The 18,840-nt window shown below is 63.5% G+C and carries 18 protein-coding genes; 11 read left to right on the top strand and 7 right to left on the bottom strand.

The features are described 5' to 3' along the window. The first annotated feature begins 26 nt into the window (after positions 1-26). Positions 27-1,346 (top strand): energy transducer TonB, encoded by a 1,320-nt coding sequence (locus GG26_RS07095; protein WP_011430844.1) that lies wholly within the window; start codon positions 27-29, stop codon positions 1,344-1,346. A 29-nt stretch (positions 1,347-1,375) separates the two neighbouring features. Continuing rightward, on the top strand, positions 1,376-2,248 hold the full coding sequence (locus tag GG26_RS07090; protein WP_099813017.1) for an ABC transporter substrate-binding protein: 873 nt from the start codon (positions 1,376-1,378) through the stop codon (positions 2,246-2,248). An 87-nt stretch (positions 2,249-2,335) separates the two neighbouring features. Here the strand turns inward: GG26_RS07090 and GG26_RS07085 are convergent, their stop codons facing one another. Further along, a complete protein-coding gene (locus GG26_RS07085) occupies positions 2,336-2,695 on the bottom strand; it encodes a hypothetical protein (protein ID WP_414389615.1) in 360 nt (119 codons plus the stop codon). A 78-nt stretch (positions 2,696-2,773) separates the two neighbouring features. On the opposite strand from GG26_RS07085, the gene rppA reads away from it, so the two are divergent. The 5 genes from rppA to recF all read left to right on the top strand — a co-directional run bounded on the left by rppA (position 2,774) and on the right by recF (position 7,236). Next, positions 2,774-3,463 carry a two-component system response regulator RppA gene (gene rppA, locus GG26_RS07080; RefSeq protein WP_414389613.1) on the top strand — a complete coding sequence of 230 codons (690 nt, stop codon included), beginning with the start codon at positions 2,774-2,776 and terminating at the stop codon, positions 3,461-3,463. 21 nt (positions 3,464-3,484) lie between these two features. Then, entirely contained in the window at positions 3,485-3,742 is a 258-nt protein-coding gene (locus tag GG26_RS07075; RefSeq protein ID WP_011430840.1) for a hypothetical protein, read from the top strand. 223 nt (positions 3,743-3,965) lie between these two features. Next, positions 3,966-5,207 (top strand): sensor histidine kinase, encoded by a 1,242-nt coding sequence (locus GG26_RS07070; RefSeq protein WP_414389610.1) that lies wholly within the window; start codon positions 3,966-3,968, stop codon positions 5,205-5,207. 90 nt (positions 5,208-5,297) lie between these two features. Beyond that, entirely contained in the window at positions 5,298-5,990 is a 693-nt protein-coding gene (locus tag GG26_RS07065; RefSeq protein ID WP_099813019.1) for a DNA-binding protein, read from the top strand. 103 nt (positions 5,991-6,093) lie between these two features. Beyond that, positions 6,094-7,236 carry a DNA replication/repair protein RecF gene (recF, locus tag GG26_RS07060; protein WP_414389607.1) on the top strand — a complete coding sequence of 381 codons (1,143 nt, stop codon included), beginning with the start codon at positions 6,094-6,096 and terminating at the stop codon, positions 7,234-7,236. Positions 7,237-7,297: 61 nt separating this feature from the next. Here the strand turns inward: recF and GG26_RS07055 are convergent, their stop codons facing one another. Continuing rightward, a complete protein-coding gene (locus GG26_RS07055; protein WP_011430837.1) occupies positions 7,298-8,848 on the bottom strand; it encodes a YifB family Mg chelatase-like AAA ATPase in 1,551 nt (516 codons plus the stop codon). A 208-nt stretch (positions 8,849-9,056) separates the two neighbouring features. Here GG26_RS07055 and GG26_RS07050 point away from each other — a divergent pair, with 208 nt between their 5' ends. Then, on the top strand, positions 9,057-10,931 hold the full coding sequence (locus tag GG26_RS07050; RefSeq protein WP_099813020.1) for a peptidase M3: 1,875 nt from the start codon (positions 9,057-9,059) through the stop codon (positions 10,929-10,931). A 121-nt stretch (positions 10,932-11,052) separates the two neighbouring features. Here GG26_RS07050 and GG26_RS07045 read toward each other — a convergent pair whose 3' ends face one another. Next, positions 11,053-11,508, bottom strand: coding sequence for a hypothetical protein (locus GG26_RS07045; protein ID WP_414389603.1), 456 nt, complete (start codon positions 11,506-11,508; stop codon positions 11,053-11,055). 160 nt (positions 11,509-11,668) lie between these two features. Here GG26_RS07045 and GG26_RS07040 point away from each other — a divergent pair, with 160 nt between their 5' ends. Next, entirely contained in the window at positions 11,669-12,196 is a 528-nt protein-coding gene (locus GG26_RS07040; protein ID WP_011430834.1) for an adenine phosphoribosyltransferase, read from the top strand. Between the two features lie 12 nt (positions 12,197-12,208). Here the strand turns inward: GG26_RS07040 and GG26_RS07035 are convergent, their stop codons facing one another. The 3 genes from GG26_RS07035 to glyA all read right to left on the bottom strand — a co-directional run bounded on the left by GG26_RS07035 (position 12,209) and on the right by glyA (position 15,293). Beyond that, positions 12,209-12,778 (bottom strand): hypothetical protein, encoded by a 570-nt coding sequence (locus tag GG26_RS07035; protein WP_414389600.1) that lies wholly within the window; start codon positions 12,776-12,778, stop codon positions 12,209-12,211. 61 nt (positions 12,779-12,839) lie between these two features. Beyond that, entirely contained in the window at positions 12,840-13,943 is a 1,104-nt protein-coding gene (locus GG26_RS07030) for a glycosyltransferase family 4 protein (protein ID WP_240527843.1), read from the bottom strand. Positions 13,944-13,967: 24 nt separating this feature from the next. Continuing rightward, the gene (gene glyA, locus GG26_RS07025) at positions 13,968-15,293 is read right to left on the bottom strand and encodes a serine hydroxymethyltransferase (protein WP_049749769.1); all 1,326 of its coding nucleotides are present in this window, start codon (positions 15,291-15,293) and stop codon (positions 13,968-13,970) included. Positions 15,294-15,526: 233 nt separating this feature from the next. On the opposite strand from glyA, the gene psaM reads away from it, so the two are divergent. Next, on the top strand, positions 15,527-15,619 hold the full coding sequence (gene psaM, locus GG26_RS07020; RefSeq protein WP_041438450.1) for a photosystem I reaction center subunit XII: 93 nt from the start codon (positions 15,527-15,529) through the stop codon (positions 15,617-15,619). Between the two features lie 159 nt (positions 15,620-15,778). After that, positions 15,779-18,202, top strand: coding sequence for an ATP-dependent DNA helicase RecG (recG, locus tag GG26_RS07015; RefSeq protein ID WP_414389654.1), 2,424 nt, complete (start codon positions 15,779-15,781; stop codon positions 18,200-18,202). 14 nt (positions 18,203-18,216) lie between these two features. Here recG and GG26_RS07010 read toward each other — a convergent pair whose 3' ends face one another. Next, positions 18,217-18,792 carry an RNA-guided endonuclease InsQ/TnpB family protein gene (locus tag GG26_RS07010; protein ID WP_228375518.1) on the bottom strand — a complete coding sequence of 192 codons (576 nt, stop codon included), beginning with the start codon at positions 18,790-18,792 and terminating at the stop codon, positions 18,217-18,219. Positions 18,793-18,840 lie beyond the last annotated feature (48 nt).

The raw sequence follows: 18,840 nt of genomic DNA, 5'->3' as shown, positions 1-18,840 counted from the left end.
CGTGCCCATCGAGATAGCCCCGAGCCATGCTCGCCGAACCCCCCACTCACACCAACCGGGGATCCGCTTCTTCGGGGAGGGGATCCCACCCTCGGCTTTTGTGGCGCCTGCAGATGGGGTATTGGCAGCAGGCAGGCATGGCCTACGGGGTGGGTCTGGCCTGGCTGGAGCTGGGGCTGTGGGCAATGGGGCGGCGCCAAAGATCTGGAGGACTGCGTTGGATCGGCTGGGGGGAGAAGCTACTTAGGGAGGCGCTGCTGGCGGGCTATTGCTCCCTTGCCCTCTCAGTTGCCTGCGCCTCGCTGGAGGATCTCCCTGAGTTGCCTGGGCAAAGTCGGGAGCCCCGCCCGCTGCGCTGGGAGACTTTGCTCTCGCTGCTTCTGCATCTGCTGGGGCTGCTGGGATGGGTTGGGTGGGGATTTCGACCTCTGCTGGAGCCCGAAGTGCGGATCCCGGTCACGCTGTGGCTGGAGGATCCGCTGCCGCCGCAGCTTGCGGCAGAGGCAGATTCGGCCTTGCCCAAGCCGGCAGGGGAGCCGAGCGACCCGGCCCCGGAATCACCTCCCGCGGATAACCCACCCCCACCGGCTCCTGCGCCTCAGGAGAGAGTAGAGACCACGGCCGTTCCCAAGTCTGAGCTGGCTTTGCAAACGCCGCCCCCCACCCCTACGCCTGTTCCCACAGCAAAGCCGGAGCCGACCCCTCCACCCACGCCGATGGCCGCACCAACCCCTCCTCCGCCCTCCCCAACACCGACGGTCACCCCCTCACCACAGCAGCCCCCTCCAACTCCGGTGGCTACCCCCACGGCTGCACCTGTGGCCGACAGGCCGCCCCCCGTGGCTGCTACGAGCGCTCCCATTCCCCGCTTCACCCCCCTCATCCAAGGGATCCGTTCGGGTGGCGGGGGCACTGCTTCCCCCGGCGGGAGCGAGGGATCTGGATCCAGCGCTCCTGGGACGGGTGGCCTCGGTGGATCCCAAGCGCAGGGTTCTGCGCCGACAGCGGCAGAAGGGGCCGGGGAGGCATCCTCCCCCACCTCCTCGCCCGCAGCAGTGGCTGCCAGGCCGGACATCCTGGCCCGCCCCATCCCGGGGCGCAACCCGCCGCCGCAGTACCCTCCCCAAGCCCGCCGCCTCAACCAGCAGGGGCAAGTGCTGTTGCGGGTCAAGGTGGATGCCCAAGGGCAGGTGCAGCAGGTGGAAATTGTCTCTTCCAGCGGCTTCCCGGCCCTGGACAGGGCCGCACAAGAGGCGGTGCAACGCTGGCAATTTAGCCCCGCCTTGAGGAACAACACCCCGATTGAGTCGTGGGTAACGGTGCCGATTCAGTTCACCCTCAATTGACTGTTTTGGAACTGTTTTGGAGATCGTCCATGCCGTCTTGTCTTTCTCGCCGTCAACTCCTTGTCTTGGGCCTGGCCAGCCTGGGGGTTTGGGGAATGGGTCGCTTGGCCCGCGCCCAAAGCCAGATCCCGCCAGCTCCGGTTCGGCGAGTGGCCAGCCTCACCACCTTGACAGCCGATATTCTCTATCGCCTGGCTCCGGACAAGCTGGTGGGGATCCCGTCCGGGCGCTTGTTGGAGGCGGATCCCCGCTTTCAGGGCATAACTCGGCTGGGGCTGGGCAACCAACCTAACCTGGAGCAAATCGTGGCCCTGCAACCGGACTGGGTGGTGGGGGCCAGTGGCTTTCACACGGCTTTGGCAGAACGATTGCAGGCATTGGGGATCCCCACCTATCTCACGCAGGTGGACAGTTGGGCTGCCCTGGAAGCAACCATCGCCACTCTGGCTGCTGCCTTGGGGGCGGATCCGGATCCCTTGCTGCGGGAGTACGGATCGCTTTTGCCCCAGGAGCTGCCCCCAGTTCGCCCCAAAACCCTGCTTTTGGTGGGCACCCAGCCGATTCTCTCTCCCAACCGGCAAAGCTGGGCCGGGGATCTGCTGGAGCGCTTTGGCGCCGATAACCTGACGGCTGCCCTGCAAAGCCAAGGGCAATTTCGCGGCTATGTCACCCTTGCGGCAGAGCGCATCCTGGAAGCCAACCCCGAGGTTTTGTTGGTGGTCAACCCGGAGGCGGCGGATCCCTTGGCCTTTTTCCGTTCCCGCCCCTTTTGGAATCAACTGCAAGCTGTTCAAACCCAGAGGGTCTATGGATTTGACTACTACGGCTTGGTCAACCCCGGCACCCTGGAGAAGATTAGAGCGGCCTGCGAGCAGTTGGCCCGGATTTTTTCGGAGGGCTGACCCAAGGGAACGCGGGAGATAGCCTTCCTGTTTGAAATATCTTGAAATATCTTTCTAGTCCAAGCTGTAGCGGGTGAGGCGCTGCACCTAGTCGGGGGTGAGGCCCAGCTCTTGGGCAATCTGGGCGGCCACCCGATCCGGATCCAGCTCCGGAAATTCAAATTCCAGCTTGCGCAAATGGGGATTGGTGGTCGTCACCTCCACCTTGGTGTAGCCGCGGCGGCGGCGGATCTCCGCTTGGATGGAGAGAATATCCAGAGTTAGAATGGCCTGCTGCTGGCTGCGAATGGCCAAAGGCTGGACCTGCGGGCGGGGACGGCTCAGCACTTGGCCGGTCACCCATTCTCCGCCCACCCCAAACAGGATCCCGGCCAGGGGCAAGGCCAGCCAGAAGTCGGCCCCCAGGCTGGGCTCACGTGACTGAAGAAGCTTGAACGGGTTGGCCATGGTTTGAGGGATCCGGGAGATGGCTTTTCTCCGCCATCCTAGCCTGGCAGAGTGGGATCGGTGGGTAGCAAGCGGGACATGCGAATTTTGTTGGTGGAAGACGACCTGGAGCAGTTGGAGCCTTTGCAGGCTGCTCTGGCCAAGTGCGGCCATGTGGTGGACTGCGCCAGCGAAGGGGAGACGGCTGCCTGGCTGATGGAGGAGAAAGCCTATGATCTCCTCATCTTGGATTGGATGCTGCCGGGGATCAGCGGGATCCAACTCTGTCAGCAGTACCGCCGCTCGGGGGGATGCGCACCGGTGCTGATGTTAACCGCCAAGGATGCCACGTCGGACATCGTACAGGGGTTGGATGCGGGGGCAGACGACTACCTGGTCAAGCCGGTGGATCTGATAGAGCTGCTGGCGCGGGTGCGGGCGTTGGGGCGCCGTTCCCCCCAATGGCAAGGCGACAGCCTCAGCCTCGGATCCCTGCAGTTGCACCTGGCCAGCCTCACCCTGGAGCGGCAGGGGCGGCAAGTGCAGCTTTCGGGCAAAGAGTTTCAGTTGATGGAGTACCTGATGCGCCACCCCCACCAGGTGCTCAGTCGGGGCCAGATCGAGCAGGCGGTGTGGGAGTGGGGCTGTGAGCCGGAAAGCAATGCCGTGGCGGCGCTGGTGCGGCGGTTGCGGTTACGGTTAAAGGAGGTGGAGGCCCAGGATTGGCTGGAGTCGGTGTACGGCCAGGGGTACCGGCTGCGCATCCCCTCCCCGGAAGCAGACCCATAGAAGCAGTTCCCTAGAGGTGGCATGGAGGCCAAAAGAGCCGGGCCAAAGCATTCTCTCCCGCGGCTGGGCTGGGACTGGGTTTCTCTGAGGCCAACTTTTCAGCAGCACCTGAGCCAGAAGGCCGCGACAAAAGAGGCGGAATTGTTTCAGCACAGCCGCCGTCGCTTGGCCCGCAGCTTTGCCGGTGTGATGGGCGGGATCCTGCTGGTGTTTGCCGCCGTCTTCTACCGCTTGGAAGTGGAGCATGCCTCTAACCCCCAAAACCCTGAACTTTGCTGAATTTACTGAGCTTTAGGCGGTTTGGCAAAAGTCATTGAGAGGGATATAGTAGACCAAGTTTCCCCCTGATCCTTGAGTCCACCGCAACGGTTGCCGGGAAGTGAAGGGGGAAAGCGCTCGGGGGGTATTCCTCAGGGCTTTGCGGGATACCGCCTTCCTGCTCAGAGATAAGCAGGATGCGATCGCTTCTCTCCTAAACCATGTTCAGGAGAGTTCAGCGTGAATGTATCAGAACCAGTTGCAGGCTTTTGACGAGGAGCTGCAGGTTCAGGCCGGGATCATGGCGGCAGCCATTAAGTACGAGCTGCGCCAGGGGCAGTGGCGGTTGGTGTTGAACGAGGTGCCCTTTTTGGGGGGGAAAACCCAACCCCTCGACCATCACTTGGCCTATGTGCGCTGGTTCGATCCTGCTCCCGGCACCGGAAGGGAAAGCTTGGGATCCCTGCGCCAGTACACGGGATCCCGGCCTCCTCTGGAGCTGTTTGACTTGGATGGCCCGCCTCACCATCTCCAACTGGGTTTCCAAACGGTGGAAGGAGAGAGCGGCTTACTGTTGCGCCAGCTCACGCTGCCGGTGCAGCAGGAGGAAAAGCTACTGGGCTACTTGCAACTGGCGGTGCCCCTGGAACCGCTGCAACTTACCCTGGGTCGCTTGCGCTGGGGGTTGGGGATCGGGATCCCGCTGACGCTGGCGTTGATCGGCGGGGCCGGCTGGATCTTGGGGGGGCTGGCGATGCAGCCGATTCGTCGCTCCTACGAGCAGTTGCAACGCTTCACTGCCGATGCTTCCCACGAGTTGCGCGCCCCCCTGGCCGCCCTGATGAGCAATGCCCAGATGGCTCTGCTTGCCCCGGAACAAGCTCAACCTCGCCTGGAAAAGGTGGTGAGCAGCGCCCGCCGCCTCAGTGAGTTAATCGATACGCTGCTGCAGTTGGCCCGCCAGCAGGGATCCCTGCCTTTGGAGGATCTGCCCCTGGTGGACTTGCGGGAGCTGGTGCAGGAGCTGGGCGAACAATACCGGCCCCAAGCGGAGTCCCTGGGGCTGCGCTGGCAATGCGACCTGCCGGGGCCTGCCGGGAAATGGCTGGTGCGGGGGGAGGCGGCCCTGCTGCGGCAGGCGGTGGAAAACCTGCTGCGCAATGCCCTGCAGTACACCCCCGCCGGCGGCACGGTGCAGGTGAGCCTGGAAAGCCGGCCTCCCTGGGTTAGCATCCACGTGAAGGATACAGGCATCGGCATCCCTCCTGAGCACCTGCCCCACCTGTGCGAGCGGTTTTACCGGGTGGACACGGCCCGCGCCCGCCATACGGGGGGATTTGGGCTGGGCCTGGCCTTGGCCCACCAGATCGTTACCGCCCATCGGGGATCCCTGCGGGTGGCCAGCCGGGTGGGGGAGGGGTCGGTGTTTACGGTGGAGCTGCCCTTGTCATCTTCACGTCATTTTCTTTCGCCATTCTCAAGATAAGCCGCAAGGGAAAGCCCCCAGAACTCCGCCCAAAGAGCGCGAACGGGCCAACCCCAAACCGGCTTGTCCTGTCGATTGGAGTTTGTAACCATGACGATGCGTGCTTCCTTCACCCGTACCCTCGGCTGTTCCCTACCGATTTTGGTGCTCCTCACTCCCCTGGTGCTGGGATCCCCGGCGCAAGCCCAGCGGGGCCGGCCTTCGGCTCCTGGAACTGCAGCCCCCGTGCCAATGCAGCCGAGTTGGCAGAGCCCGCGGGAGCTGGAGCGAGTCAACCACGACCTGGCCAAAGCGCAGCGGGACCTGGCGGAAGCCAGCTTCTTCGCCCAGCGGGGATCCTCTCCGGAAGCGGCCCGTCTTCTGGAGCTGAGCCGCCAGAGCTTTGCCGAGGCCCAGAAGGCTCTGCAAGGGGGGAATGTCTTTGCCGCCCGCGAGCAGGCCAAGGCGGCGGAAAACCTGGCCAAAGCCGCCAAAGCTCTGTACGAAGCGGAGCTAGGCTTTGGGGGCCCTCCTGGCCGTTCCTTCTTCGAAGCCCCCCTCCGCGCCCAAGAGTCCCTCAGCCGGTTGCAAGCGGAGATGACCTTCGCCAACATCACCTCCGGCCCTGTAGCCGAGCTGCAGCAGCAAGCCCAACAGTTGTTGGGCAGGGTCAATGCCGATCCCGCTAGCTACACCTTCGCCGACTACAGCCGCAGCAAAGCCGCCTTCCACTCGGCCCGCGCCGCCTTGCACCTGTTGGCGGCTGAGCGCCTGAGCGGTCTGGGATCCCTGAGCAGCTTCTGAGTGGGTCTGCTGACCCCGAGGCAGTTGCGTTAGAGTAAAAGCCCCCGCCGCGGGGGCTGTTCTTCTGCCCAGAAATCCAGAGCCAAGAGCGCACGGCTGTCGAGTGTACCTGCGTTTTCTGCACCTGTGGCACTTTCGCAACTACCGGGATCAAAAGATCTCCTTCGAGGCGCCCAAGACCATCCTGGTGGGGGAGAACGCCCAGGGCAAGACCAACCTCTTGGAGGCGGTGGAGCTCTTGGCCACCCTGCGCTCGCGGCGGGCCGGTCGGGATCGGGAGTTGGTGCAGCAGGGGGCAGAGAAGGCCCGGATCGCCGCCACGGTGGAGCGGCTGGGGGTGGCCCACGAGCTGGCGATGGAGCTGCGCAGCCAAGGGGGGCGATCCCTAAGGGTTAACGGCCAGGGGCTACGGCGACAATCGGACTTTTTGGGGCAGGTGAGTGCCGTGGTGTTCTCCAGCCTGGATCTGGAGCTGGTGCGGGGCGCTCCGGAGACGCGGCGCCATTGGTTGGACGGGGTGTTGCTTCAACTGGAGCCGGCTTACCTGGGCCTGGTGGAGCAGTATCGTCAGATCCTCAAGCAGCGCAATGCCCTCTTGAAGCAGGATCCCTTGGCTGCGGGCGACAAAGTACCTCAGATGGCCTTTTGGGACGCGCAACTGGCCACCCTTGGCAGCCGCATCCTGCGCCGCCGCGCCCGGCTGTTGCAGCGGCTAGAACCCCTGGCCGCCCGCTGGCACCAGGCCATCAGCGGCGGACGGGAGACCCTCAGCCTCACCTACCGCCCGCAGGTGCCCCTGCCGGATCCCCAGGCCGATCCCAAGGTGGTTCAAGCCCAATTTTTGGCCGCGATCCGCGCCAAGGCTGCTGCCGAACAGGCCCTGGGCACCTCTCTGGTTGGCCCCCACCGAGACGAGGTGGAGCTGGGCATCGACGGAGTTGCCGCCCGCGCCTATGGATCCCAGGGGCAGCAGCGCACCTTGGTCTTGGCCCTCAAATTGGCGGAGCTGGAACTGATCGAGCAGGTGAAGGGGGATCCGCCCCTGCTGCTGCTGGACGACGTGCTGGCAGAGCTGGATCTGCACCGCCAAAACCAGCTCTTGGAGGCGATTCAAGAACGGGTGCAGACTTTGGTTACCACCACCCACCTGGGATCCTTCGACGCCGCTTGGCTCCAAGGGGCGCAAATCCTGCAAGTGCACCAGGGGCAGATTGCTCCCTCCCCCGCCTCGCTCCCCTTGGCTTAAAGCAGGCCAATCCCATACCATACTCCCCTCTCCCTCTGGGAGAGGGGCCGGGGGTGAGGGCTCAGGGCCGCCCGCGATCCAGGCTGCGATACTGGATGGCCTCGGCGAGGTGGGTGGGGGCGATGGCCTCGGCACCCTCCAGGTCGGCGATGGTGCGGGCCACCTTGAGGATGCGGTCGCTCCCCCGCGCAGACAGGCCCAGCTTTTGGATGGCGCTCTCCAAGAGTTTGCGACAGGGCTCGGACAGGGCACACCACTGGCGCAGGTGGCGGGGTTGCATCTGGGCGTTGCAGTGGATCCCTGGCTCGTTTTGGAAGCGCTGCCGTTGGCGCTGCCGCGCCTGTTCCACCCGCTGCCGCACCGCTTGGGAAGATTCGCCGCCCTGGAGGCGGACAATTTCTTCTGGCTTGAGGCGGTTGACCCGCACCTGCAAGTCGATGCGATCCAACAGCGGCCCGGAGAGCTTGGACCAGTAGCGCTCCCGCTGCTGCGGCGTACAGGTGCAGGGCTGAACGGGATCTCCATAGAAACCGCAGGGGCAAGGGTTGGTGGAGGCCACCAGGGTGGTTTGGGCGGGAAACTCCAGAGAAACGCGGGCGCGGGAGATGGTGACCTTGCCATCTTCCAAAGGCTGGCGCAGCACCTCCAACACCTCCCGCCGGAATTCCGTCAGTTCATCCAGGTACAGGACACCGTGGTGAGCAAGGGAGATCTCGCCAGGCTTGGGGTAGGGGCCACCACCCACCAGCGCCACCGCCGAAGCCGAGTGGTGGGGAGCCCGAAAGGGCCGCTGCGTAATCAGGGGAGTCTGGCGCCCCAGGTGGAGATTTTGCCGCAACAGGCCGGCTGCCGAGTAGATGCGGGTAATTTCCAACATCTCTTCCCACTGCAGCCGCGGCAAAATGCCGGGCAGACGACGCGCCAGCATGGTCTTGCCCGCTCCCGGGCTGCCCACCAGCAACAGGTTGTGGCCGCCGGCCGCCGCGATCTCCAGGGCCCGTCGGGCGTGCTCTTGCCCCTTGACATCGGCCAAATCCAGCAGGGGTTCCGTTTCGGTGGGCAGCATCTGCTCCCGCTGGATCCGCACCGGCTCAACTCCCTGGGGGTTTTGCAGCCAGCTCACCACTGCCGCCAAAGAGGGCAGCCCATACACCTGGATCCCTTGCACCAGCGCCCCTTCCGGGCCGTTTTCTCGGGGCACCACCAGGCGGCGGATCCCCATCTCGGCGGCGCTGGCGGCGATGGGCAAAACTCCCGCCACAGGACGCAGGGTGCCATCCAGGGCCAATTCCCCCAGCAGCAGGGTGTTGGCCAGCGCTTCCCGCTCAACTACTCCTGCGGCTGCCAGGATGCCGATGGCAATGGGCAGATCGAAGCTGGGGCCCTCTTTGCGCAGATCGGCGGGGGCCAAGTTGACGATGATCCGCCGCTGGGGCAGGGCAAAGCCGGAGTTCTTGATGGCCGCCCGTACCCGCTCTTTGGCCTCCTGAACGGCTGTATCGGGCAGCCCCACCAGGGTAATCTGGGGCAAGCCACCGCCCACATCCACCTCTACCGTGACCCCCACGGCCTTGAGTCCCACCAGGGCAGCAGCAGTGACCTGAGCAAACACTCCAGTTGCCTCCCCGAGGAAAGTCTTTAGCTTAATCCTGGCAGAAGTTTTGGCTTCTGCCCTGGCCAGGGATCCCTGCGCTCTGGCTGCAGGGGCTTGGGGAGAATGTCACAATCGTTTCAGGCTTTCCCTGCCCCTCAAAAGGGGGCACTCCCCTCAGCCGACAAGGCAATGGAGGGAGGGCCCTCATCGCTAGGAGGCTATCCCAGTGGTCTTTCCTACTTCCGACCCTCCCTTTGACCATTTTTCTGGCCCCGGGGAAGAGCCCATCCCAGCGTGGGATGAGCTGGAAGAGCAGGTACAGCAGTTTGCCCGCTGCTACCGAGGGCAAGTGGCCCAGCTCAGCCCACCAGAGCTGGGAAAGGCGCTGCAAGTCTTGTTGCAGCTAACACAAGCCCTGGCAGCTCACCTTGCAGAGGGCAGGGAAGGGATCCCGGCTACCCCTGTTCAGGCCCCAAGCTGGCGGGATCTGGAACGGGCTATCTCCCTGCAAAGCCACTTGCTCTTTTTCCCCCTGGAGCTGCAGTCCCTGTTGGCTGTCTCTCCCGACGAGCCTGCCGCCGAGTTGCCGCCCGAGCCAGAGGAGCGGCGCTTGGATCTTTTGGCTGCTGCCTGTGCCGATCCAGGGCTGCGCCCCTTTCGCCAGTTTCTGTGTGGCCTCCTCCAGCAGCGAGGTCACCAGCAGGCGGAGCCTCTGGAACGTCTACTCCACCAGCAGCGCCTGGCCGGACGCTTGGCCTGGCGGCAGTTGTGGCAAGTCACCCTTAGCTCCCCCGCTCTCCCCCAACAGCAGTCGACTGAAACCCTTGCCCACCTGCAGAGCCTGCAAACCCACCCCAGCGCTGAGATCCGCTGGGCGGCCTACCAGCGGTTGGGCCAACACCTAGAAGCCCATGCAGAGCTAGGGGGATTTATTCTCAGCGTCCTCATCCGCGACCACCTCTGGGAAGCCCAGTGGCGGGGCTACGATTCTGCCGCCGAGCTTTACCTGGCTCGCCATGGCCTCGGCCAGCCCTTTTGGGAGCAGCTGCTGGACGGGATCCGCGATCGCTTCGACCTGTTCCAGCGCTACTACCGCCTAAAAAGCCGCGCCCTGGGCCGTTCCATCCGTACCTGCGACCTCTATGCGCCCTGGGGGGATCCGGCTCCTCCCCTCACCGCCGCCGAGGCTACCTCCCTGGTCTGGGCGGCCCTGCAAGAGTTCTGCCCCGACTGTGCAGCCCAGGCCAAACCCTGGTTACCGGAAATCCGCTCCAACTTGGAAGCACCCGCCGGCAAGCCAGAGACGCCATCGTTAGGGGGTGAACCCCTCGCCTTGCTGCTGCAAGCCCTTGAAGCCCTCAGCCGGCGGCTCCGGCCTGAGGGGCCTCGGGTTTGGCTGGATCTGGAGGAGCTGCAAGGAACTGTCCAGCCCTCCTGGGAAATTCGGGTGCACACCGCGTTTTTACAGCAGATGCTGCTCGACTACCTGCTGGAGGGGGCGCGGGGCACGCCGGCGCCACCTCGTCTCCGCGATCGGGGAAGCGGGCCGGAGGCCTTGCGCTCCGGCAGCCTTACCTTGGCCCAGGCCCTGTTGATTCACCACCTGGAGGCGCAGTTGCAAGCCGTGTTCTACCAGAGCTTGATTGCGCGGCTGGAGCTGCTCCTCTACCGGTCGGAGATCTCGCAAGGCGACACCGCTCCACTGGCCCCATCCGAGGCTGGCCCTACCTACTGGGTCGGCGAAGAGTGGCTGAAGCTGAGCCAGGAGCTGTGCGGCGATGCGGTGGAGCTGTTGCCGGAAGAGCAGTTCCGCTGGGTGGGGATGCCGGAGCTGTTTCTGCGCCCCTTCAGCGCCCCTCAGGTCAGCCTGGCCAGCCTGGTTGCCCTGGCCTGTTACCGCCAGTATCATCTGTCTCCGCGGACCTTTTTGCCCAGCTACCTGAATTGGCTGGCCAGCCCGCCCGGATCCCTAAGCTGGGCAGAATCGGCCCAGCTGCTCCAGGTGGAGCTAAGCGACCCAGAGGCAGTGTTGCAGGGGTTGGAGGAACTGGAGCATTGGATCGAGGTGCTGGAAGAGCTGCTGGAAGAGGATCAAAACTAGGGGACTGCGGCCAGCTGACCTTTGGCGTAGCGAGAAGGAGACAGCCGCGCCATCAACTGCCACGGCCGCAAGCGCGGCTCCGTCACTGAGGTGCTGGTCTTGTCAAAATAGCTGGCCCTGGCTACTCAATCACCACATTCTTGGGCGCGCCGTTCACCTCGGGGCGCCCCTGGTTGAAATTGGCCAAAAAGGTATCCGGATCCTTGAGGCTGAAGACCAGCTTTTTGCAGGGTACTTGCAGCCCCAGCGGCCCCAGCAGAGGGATGAAGAGGGTCTTTTCCTGCAGCAGCGGAATGGCAACCACCCCCTGGGTGCTGGTTACCGCGCCCACCAACCCCTGGAAATCGGTGCGCACACCCAGGCCGTAGAACCAGGGCCAGGAGAAGCGCTCCCCTCGTCCCAACTCGCTTAGAGAAAAGGTTTCGTTGAACAAGTTGCCCACCCGCACCATTAACTTGTCCTGCAGCAGATCGACGTATGCCGACTCGCTGCCCACCCCAAACAGAGCCAGCGGCAAACTTGCCAGGGGATTGGAGTCGATGGCCATGTAGTAGCGCATGAGAAATCTCCGAGTCACAAACAGAAAGACCAGGTAAGCCGCGGCTCCCAGCCCTGCTAATTATAAAAAATCTTCCCCGCTGCCGAACGGACAAAAAGGCATTCCATCTGCCCTTAAGCTAAGTGGGTATGATGGGTTGCGTTCTTTCGGCAAGCCACTGGCCAGCGAGGAAAACAGGATGGATTTGCGCGCCTTCATCCGCTTGGTGCCCGATTTTCCCAAACCCGGGATCCTCTTTCGCGACATAACCCCCCTGCTGCGGGATCCAGCAGGCTTTCGGGCGGCAATTGAACAGTTGGCTGCCGGTACTGCCACTATGGGATCCCTGGACTATGTGGTGGGCATTGAGTCGCGGGGGTTTATTCTGGGGGCTGCTTTGGCTCAGCATTTGGGGTTGGGATTTGTCCCGGTTCGCAAACCCGGCAAGTTGCCACCGCCGGTGCTTAGCCAAAGCTATAGTCTAGAGTACGGCCAAGACCAGCTGCAACTCCATGCCCACGCCCTGCGCCCCGGCGACCGGGTGGTGATCGTGGATGATGTCATCGCCACCGGGGGCACTGCTGCCGCCACCGCTCAGTTGGTGGCCCAGAGCGGCGCTGAGGTGGGAGGGTTTGCCTTTCTAATTGAGCTGGCTTTCTTGTCGGGCCGCAAGCTCCTGCCCCCTGAGATCCCCACCCATGTGGTGATGGTGGACGAATCCAACTAGGGGATCCACACCTCACCGCAGGCGCAGCGGCTGGCGGACGGCCACCTCTGTTGCTTTGGCTTTGGGCAGGGGTTGGGTCAAGTGGCTGAGCTGAGCCTGGGCCTGCAGCTGCTCCTCAATCCAGTCGGCCAGCTCCCGCATGTAGAGGGCCACATGGAGGGCGTGGTCGCGCCGCACTGGCTCCACCCCCTTTTCGGCGAGGCGGGCCAGGATAACCGGATCGCTGAGCTCTTCCAGGGCAGCAAAGTCCTCTGGCCGGTCAAACCCCAGCTCTGCCATCTTCTCAAACACATACCCCAGCCGCAGGCCCGTGGCCTGGCACCGGGCTTGCCAGGGATCCCTCAGGACAAAGGCAGCGGTGTGATAGGCTGTTTGGGCAATGGTGCGCCAAGTGCCGCGGTGGATGTGTAGGCTAAGCTGCTGCTGATTCCAGCCCAGGGCTTCTCGCACCAGCAGGCCGCAATTGCAGCGGGTACTATCCCGCCAGCAGTACTCGCGATCCCAAAAGCCCCAGTGCTGGGCCTGCAAGCGATCGGCGGTGCGGCGCAAAAGGGCCGCCAGCTCCGGTGTAGGACGCATCATCAAGGCGGCAGAGGAGATCCCTTCCAGTCTAGGCAGGCGGGCGGCTGGGAACAACCCAGGCTTAATCCTTTTTTGAATTAACTGAATCTGTTGCTTGAACCTGGGTATCTTCAGCAGCCAAAGACCGTTGCCGCTGACGGTGGCGTTGCCAGGCCCCCCAGCTTACTCCCGCCAACAGCAGCGAGGCCCCGCCCAGATAAGTACCCCCTGCCGGCAGGCCGGCCAGGGCCAAGGCCAGGGATCCCCCCCAGAGGGTCATGGCGTAGATCAAGAGTACTGAATGCCGCTGCGACAGGCCGGCTTTGAGCAGGCGATGGTGCAAGTGGCCCTTGTCGGGATGAAAGGGGGACTTGCCTCTAGCCAGCCGCTTGAGGATCACGGCAGACATATCCAAAATCGGCACGGCCAGGATAAAAAACGGCAGGGCCACCGCCAGCGTGGTTACCCCCTTGGCCACCCCAATGACCCCGATCCCGGCCAGGGTAAAGCCCAGAAAGTAGGCTCCCCCATCTCCCATGAAGATCTGGGCCGGGTTGAAGTTGTAGCGCAAAAAGCCCAGGCAGGCCCCGGCCAAGGCTGCCGCCAGCATGGCCGCCGCCGGCCGATCCAGGAGCAGCGTTACCATCAGCATCACGACTGCTGCGATCCCCGACACGCCTGCCGCCAAGCCATCCAGGCCGTCCATGAAGTTGATGGCGTTGGCCATCCCCACCAGCCACAGCAGGGTAACCAGCAGGCTCAGCCATACCGGAAAGGGCCAGATGCCGATCCCCGGTAGGTTAATGAACTCGATGCGCACCCCCACTCCCCAGGCGGCGGCAGCCACCCCAAACTGCATCGCCAGGCGGGAAAAGGGCGACAACTGGAACAGATCGTCGGCCAGGCCGATCAAAAAAAACAAAACGCCGCCAATGGTTACCCCCCAGATCTCGTACTCCTGCTCGGTGCGCAAGCCGGCGAAGGCTCCGGCTCCCCAGAGCAAGAGTAGTGCCACCAGGTTGCCAAAAAAGATAGAGACCCCCCCTAGGCGCACCATCGGCTGCCGGTGGATCTTGCGCTCATCGGGAAAATCCAACTGGCCGCTGCGGATCCCGACCGCCTTCACCACCGGGGTTGCCCAGAGAACCACACAGGCAGCAGCCAAAAAGGCAACCAAGTAAGGCATGGCAAGCCGTAGCGAGGAGGGGGGTTATCCCAAGTGGGGGTAGAGCGGAAAACGGCGGCAGAGCTCGGCCACTCGCCGGCGACAGGCTTCGAGCACACCCGGATCCCCTGGCTGGAACAGGCAGTCAGCGATAATTTCCCCAATTTCCTCAAATTCTGCCGGCCCCAGGCCGCGGGTGGTCAAGGCCGGGGATCCCAGGCGCAGGCCGCTGGCCACAGAGGGCGGCTGCGGGTCAAAGGGGATGGTGTTTTTGTTGGCAGTAATGTGGATCTCTTCCATCAGGCGATCCGCCCGCTTGCCTGTCATCACTGGATCAGCAGCCCCGTTTTTCTCCAGCACTGCCGAGACCGAGCGCAGATCCAGCAACACCAGGTGGTTGTCGGTGCCCCCTGAAACCAGCCGGATGCCCCGCCGCTGCAGCGTTGCCGCCAGCGCCTGGGCATTGGCAATGACCTGGGCTGAGTACTGGGCAAAGCTGGGCTGCAGGGCTTCTCCAAAGGCCACCGCCTTGCCGGCAATGACATGCTCCAAAGGCCCCCCTTGGCTGCCGGGGAACACCGCCTTGTCCAGCTTTTTGCCCAATTCCGGGTCGCGGGTGAGGATCAGCCCGCCGCGTGGCCCCCGCAGCGTCTTGTGGGTGGTGGTGGTGACCACATCGCAGATAGGTACCGGGTTGGGGTGGTGGCCGGTGGCCACCAGGCCGGCAATGTGGGCGATATCGGCCATTAGATAGGCCCCCACCTCGTCGGCAATGGCGCGGAAAGCGGCAAAGTCAATGATCCGCGGATAGGCCGAGTAGCCGCAGATAATGAGCTTAGGCCGGTGCTGCCGGGCCAGATCCCGCACCTGGTCGAAGTCAATCCGCTCCGTCTGGGGATCCACACCATAGTGCACCACGCGGAACCACTTGCCGGAGACGTTCACTGGCGAGCCGTGGGTGAGGTGGCCGCCGTGGGCCAGATCCATGCCCATGATCGTGTCTCCCGGCTGCAGCAGGGCCAGGAAAACGGCAAAATTGGCCTGGGCGCCGGAGTGGGGCTGCACGTTGGCGTGGGCCGCTCCAAAGAGTTGCTTGGCGCGGTCGATGGCCAGTTGTTCGATCTCGTCGATAAACTCGCAGCCGCCGTAGTAGCGCTTGCCGGGCAGCCCCTCTGCATACTTGTTGGTCAGCACCGAGCCCTGGGCGGCCAGGACAGCCGGCGAGGTGAAGTTCTCGCTGGCAATCATCTCCAGGTGATCCCGCTGCCGGTTGAGCTCCTGCTGGATGAGGCGGTAGACGACGGGATCCGTTTCCGCCAAAATCGCCAGGTTGTCCCGGGGAGTGGTCAAGCTTTGCGGAGCGGCTACCATGGTGACGCCAAGAGCGAACGTTGCAAAGAAAAAGATCCAGAATTGCCCCGCTGTCGCGACAGCGTTGCGGAGCAACATCGTAACACGATTGGGGCCGGGCTGGGGGATCCCGCAGCGGCCAAACCCAGAGCCAAAGGCCGCTTTGTAAAGAATATTTTTAGGCCCCAGGTCTGGTCACCAGCCGGGGTAAAGTGAGGAGCAGGTTCACAGCACTGGGTTTTAGGGAGTTGGCTATGACCGACGCGCAAGTTTTCACCATCCTGGCCATTGCCCTGGTGCCGGCCGTGATGGCCGCGCTCCTGGGATCCGCCTTGGCCCGCAGCTAGTTTCCATCTGGAATAAGGTTGCTCTGGATCCCTGGGCCTGTCCTACAGAGCGAGCCCTTTTGAGTTGAGGCGCAGAGGCCGCGCCTGGGGCTCTTTGCCATTGGCTAAAGTTGGATTAGAGAGACTACCGGCAGCCGACCCAGAAGCAACTTGAGCCAGGTGGATCTACAGCGGCTTCAGCGCGCCCTTTCTCTAGAGGCGGAGTTGGGATTTACCGACCTGCGGGGGCGAGAGCAGACCTTCTCCCAGTTTTTGCAGAGCGTGTTTGGCCAGGATCCCCCTGCGGGTTGGACGCTGGATGGAGAGGAGCGACGGCGGTGGAAAGAACTGGGATCCCGCTATCGCCTCTACCCCCAGTTGGAGCTGGCGGAGCGGCAGCACCTGGTGGCGGAAACCCGCCGCTGGCTGGATCGGCTGCGTCGTCAGCAAGAGCAAGCCCAATCTGGCCCACCCAGCCCTGCTTTGCCCCCGCCCAAGGGCCTCAGCTTGGAGCAGCCGCTGCAATTTCTCAAGGGCATTGGCCCCAAGTCGGCGGAGAAGCTGGCACAACTGGGCCTGCACACTGTGCGCGATGCCCTCTACTACTTCCCACGGGATCACCTGGACTATTCCCGCCGGGTGCTCATCCGCCAGGCCAAGGTGGGGGAGACCGTTACCCTGGTGGGGACGGTGAAAAGCTGCAGTTGCTTTACCAGCCCCAAAAACCCCTTGCTGACCATCTTGAACCTCAAGATTGCCGACAAAAGTGGCATAGTCACCCTCAGCCGCTTCTACAGCGGGCGGCAATTTGCCCAGCGCAGTTGGCAGGCGGCCCTGGAGCGGCAGTACCCCAAGGGGGCAGTGGTGGCGGCCAGCGGCCTGGTGAAAAAGGGCCGCTTGGGCCTGACGCTGGACAACCCGCAACTGGAGGTGCTGGGGGGAGAGGGCGAGGATCCGGAGAGATTGGGCAAGATTCTACCCGTTTACCCCCTTTCAGAAGGGATCCCCGCCGATCTGGTGCGCAAGGCCGTCCAGCTCGCCCTGCCGGCAGCTGCCTTGGTGGAGGATCCCTTGCCGGAGCCCCTGAAGCGGCAGTTGCAGCTGTTGGACTTGCCCCTTGCCCTGCAGCAGATCCACTTTCCCAAGACGCAAGAGCTGCTGGCCCAGGCCCGGCGGCGGCTGGTGTTCGATGAGTTCTTCTACCTGCAACTTAGCCTCTTGCAGCGGCGGCAGCGCTACCGCGCCCGGGCCCAAGCTGTCCCCCGCTACCAGCCGGCCAGAGGAGAGCTCTTGGACCGCTTCTACCAAATCCTGCCCTTCCAGCTGACCGCTGCCCAGCAGCGGGCCATTGACGAGATCCTGGCGGATCTGCGGGATCCCTTGCCCATGAACCGCCTGCTGCAGGGGGATGTGGGATCCGGCAAAACTGTGGTGGCGGTGGCGGCCTTGCTGGCGGCGATTCAATCCGGCTGGCAGGCGGCCCTCATGGCCCCCACCGAGGTCTTGGCCGAGCAGCACTACCGCAAGCTGGTGGAGTGGCTGAGCCAACTGCAAGTGCCCGTTGAACTCTTGACCGGCTCCACACCCCCCGCCAAGCGGCGCGAGATCCTGCGGCAGTTGCAAACCGGGGAGCTGCCCCTGGTAGTCGGCACCCATGCCCTCATCCAGCCGGCGGTGCAGTTTCGCAACCTGGGCTTGGTGGTTATCGACGAGCAGCACCGCTTTGGCGTCGAACAGCGGGCTGCCCTGCAACAGAAAGGGGATCACCCCGATGTCCTGACCATGACGGCCACCCCCATCCCCCGCACCCTTACCCTGGCCCTGCACGGGGATCTGGACGTAACCCAGATTGACGAGCTGCCCCCGGGGCGCAAGCCGGTGCATACGGTGGTGGCTCGACCCGGGGATCGCCTGCAGGTGGTGCGGCTGATGGAGCGGGAAATTGCCCAGGGACGGCAGGCCTACGTGGTGCTGCCCCTGATTGAGGAGTCGGAGAAGCTGGATCTCAAGTCAGCCATTGAAGAGCACCAGCGCCTGCAGGAGAAGGTCTTCCCCCAGTTCCGGGTGGGCCTGCTGCACGGGCGCCTAACTAGCAGCGAGAAAGAGGCTGTCATCGAAGCCTTTCGCCGGCGGGAGCTGGATATCCTCGTCTCCACCACAGTGGTGGAGGTGGGCGTGGATGTGCCCAACGCCTCGGTGATGCTGGTGGAGCATGCCGAGCGCTTTGGCCTCTCCCAGCTCCACCAACTGCGGGGGCGGGTGGGGCGGGGATCCGACCAGGCCTACTGCATTCTAATGACGGGATCCCAAAGCGAAGAGGCCCTGCGCCGGCTAAAAGTCCTGGAGCAGTCCCACGATGGCTTTTTCATTGCCGAGATGGACCTGCGCTTCCGCGGCCCTGGGGAGGTGATGGGCACCCGCCAGTCGGGGCTGCCCGACTTTGCCCTGGCCAGCCTCATGGACGACCAAGAGGTGCTGCAGTTGGCCCGCCAGGCGGCCGAGCAGCTCATTGCCCAAGACCCGGAGCTGCAGCAGTGGCCCCGCCTGCGCCGCATACTGGAAGAACGCCAGGCCCGCCTGTTGGGGCCGGCTTTGTTGACGTGACATACTCCCGTCCCTCACCCTAAAGCGCTCCGCGCCGCTGACGCGAACGGGTAGAGGGCGGGCTTCTCGGTGACTCCTGCTACCGCATAGGACGTTTTCCGAGCTTTAAGAACAGGATGCCCCACCGCTCTGGATTTGATTACCCTTGCCGAGTTGTGGTCCCGTGACAGCCTTAGCCCACAGTAGGGGCAATCGTGCCACCTTTCGTGGAGTTTTTTGGGAACCACCTGACCACACCCGGAACACTCTTGACTTGTGCCGTTTGGATTCACTGCAATCGTTAACAGCCCAGCTCTTTCAGCCTTGACCTTAAGGATTTGCAGGAATTGTCCCCACCCGGCATCATAAATAGACTTGGCTAGTCTGGTTCTAGCCAGACCCCCAATAGTAAGCGCCTCATGAGCAATGTGCTTCCCCCTACTTAACAACTCCTTTGCCGTCTTGTAGTGAAAATCTTTGCGCTGGTTGGCTACCTTCTGGTGCGCTTTGGACAACCTCTTTACCGCTTTCTTGTAGCGGTTTGACCCTTTCTTTTTCCGGGATACGGCCCTTTGCAACCGCCTCAGCTTCTTCTCCGTCCGGCGATACAGCCTGTTAAGGGCTCAAGGGGTACAATAGCAGCACTTAGCAAACCAACT

The sequence above is a fragment of the Synechococcus sp. 'PEA 65AY6A-5F PE A' genome, assembly GCF_047462575.1.
Taxonomy (GTDB): Bacteria; Cyanobacteriota; Cyanobacteriia; order Thermostichales; family Thermostichaceae; genus Thermostichus.
This window is presented reverse-complemented; position numbering and strand designations above follow the sequence as displayed.

What these genes read in the sequence shown, in the direction of transcription:
- GG26_RS07095 (WP_011430844.1), top strand. Translation starts at nt 27, where the DNA reads ATGCTCGCCGAACCCCCCACTCACACCAACCGGGGATCCGCTTCTTCG.
- GG26_RS07090 (WP_099813017.1), top strand. Translation starts at nt 1,376, where the DNA reads ATGCCGTCTTGTCTTTCTCGCCGTCAACTCCTTGTCTTGGGCCTGGCC.
- GG26_RS07085 (WP_414389615.1), bottom strand. Translation starts at nt 2,695, where the DNA reads ATGGCCAACCCGTTCAAGCTTCTTCAGTCACGTGAGCCCAGCCTGGGG.
- rppA (WP_414389613.1), top strand. Translation starts at nt 2,774, where the DNA reads ATGCGAATTTTGTTGGTGGAAGACGACCTGGAGCAGTTGGAGCCTTTG.
- GG26_RS07075 (WP_011430840.1), top strand. Translation starts at nt 3,485, where the DNA reads ATGGAGGCCAAAAGAGCCGGGCCAAAGCATTCTCTCCCGCGGCTGGGC.
- GG26_RS07070 (WP_414389610.1), top strand. Translation starts at nt 3,966, where the DNA reads ATGTATCAGAACCAGTTGCAGGCTTTTGACGAGGAGCTGCAGGTTCAG.
- GG26_RS07065 (WP_099813019.1), top strand. Translation starts at nt 5,298, where the DNA reads ATGACGATGCGTGCTTCCTTCACCCGTACCCTCGGCTGTTCCCTACCG.
- GG26_RS07040 (WP_011430834.1), top strand. Translation starts at nt 11,669, where the DNA reads ATGGATTTGCGCGCCTTCATCCGCTTGGTGCCCGATTTTCCCAAACCC.
- GG26_RS07035 (WP_414389600.1), bottom strand. Translation starts at nt 12,778, where the DNA reads ATGATGCGTCCTACACCGGAGCTGGCGGCCCTTTTGCGCCGCACCGCC.
- GG26_RS07030 (WP_240527843.1), bottom strand. Translation starts at nt 13,943, where the DNA reads ATGCCTTACTTGGTTGCCTTTTTGGCTGCTGCCTGTGTGGTTCTCTGG.
- glyA (WP_049749769.1), bottom strand. Translation starts at nt 15,293, where the DNA reads ATGGTAGCCGCTCCGCAAAGCTTGACCACTCCCCGGGACAACCTGGCG.
- psaM (WP_041438450.1), top strand. Translation starts at nt 15,527, where the DNA reads ATGACCGACGCGCAAGTTTTCACCATCCTGGCCATTGCCCTGGTGCCG.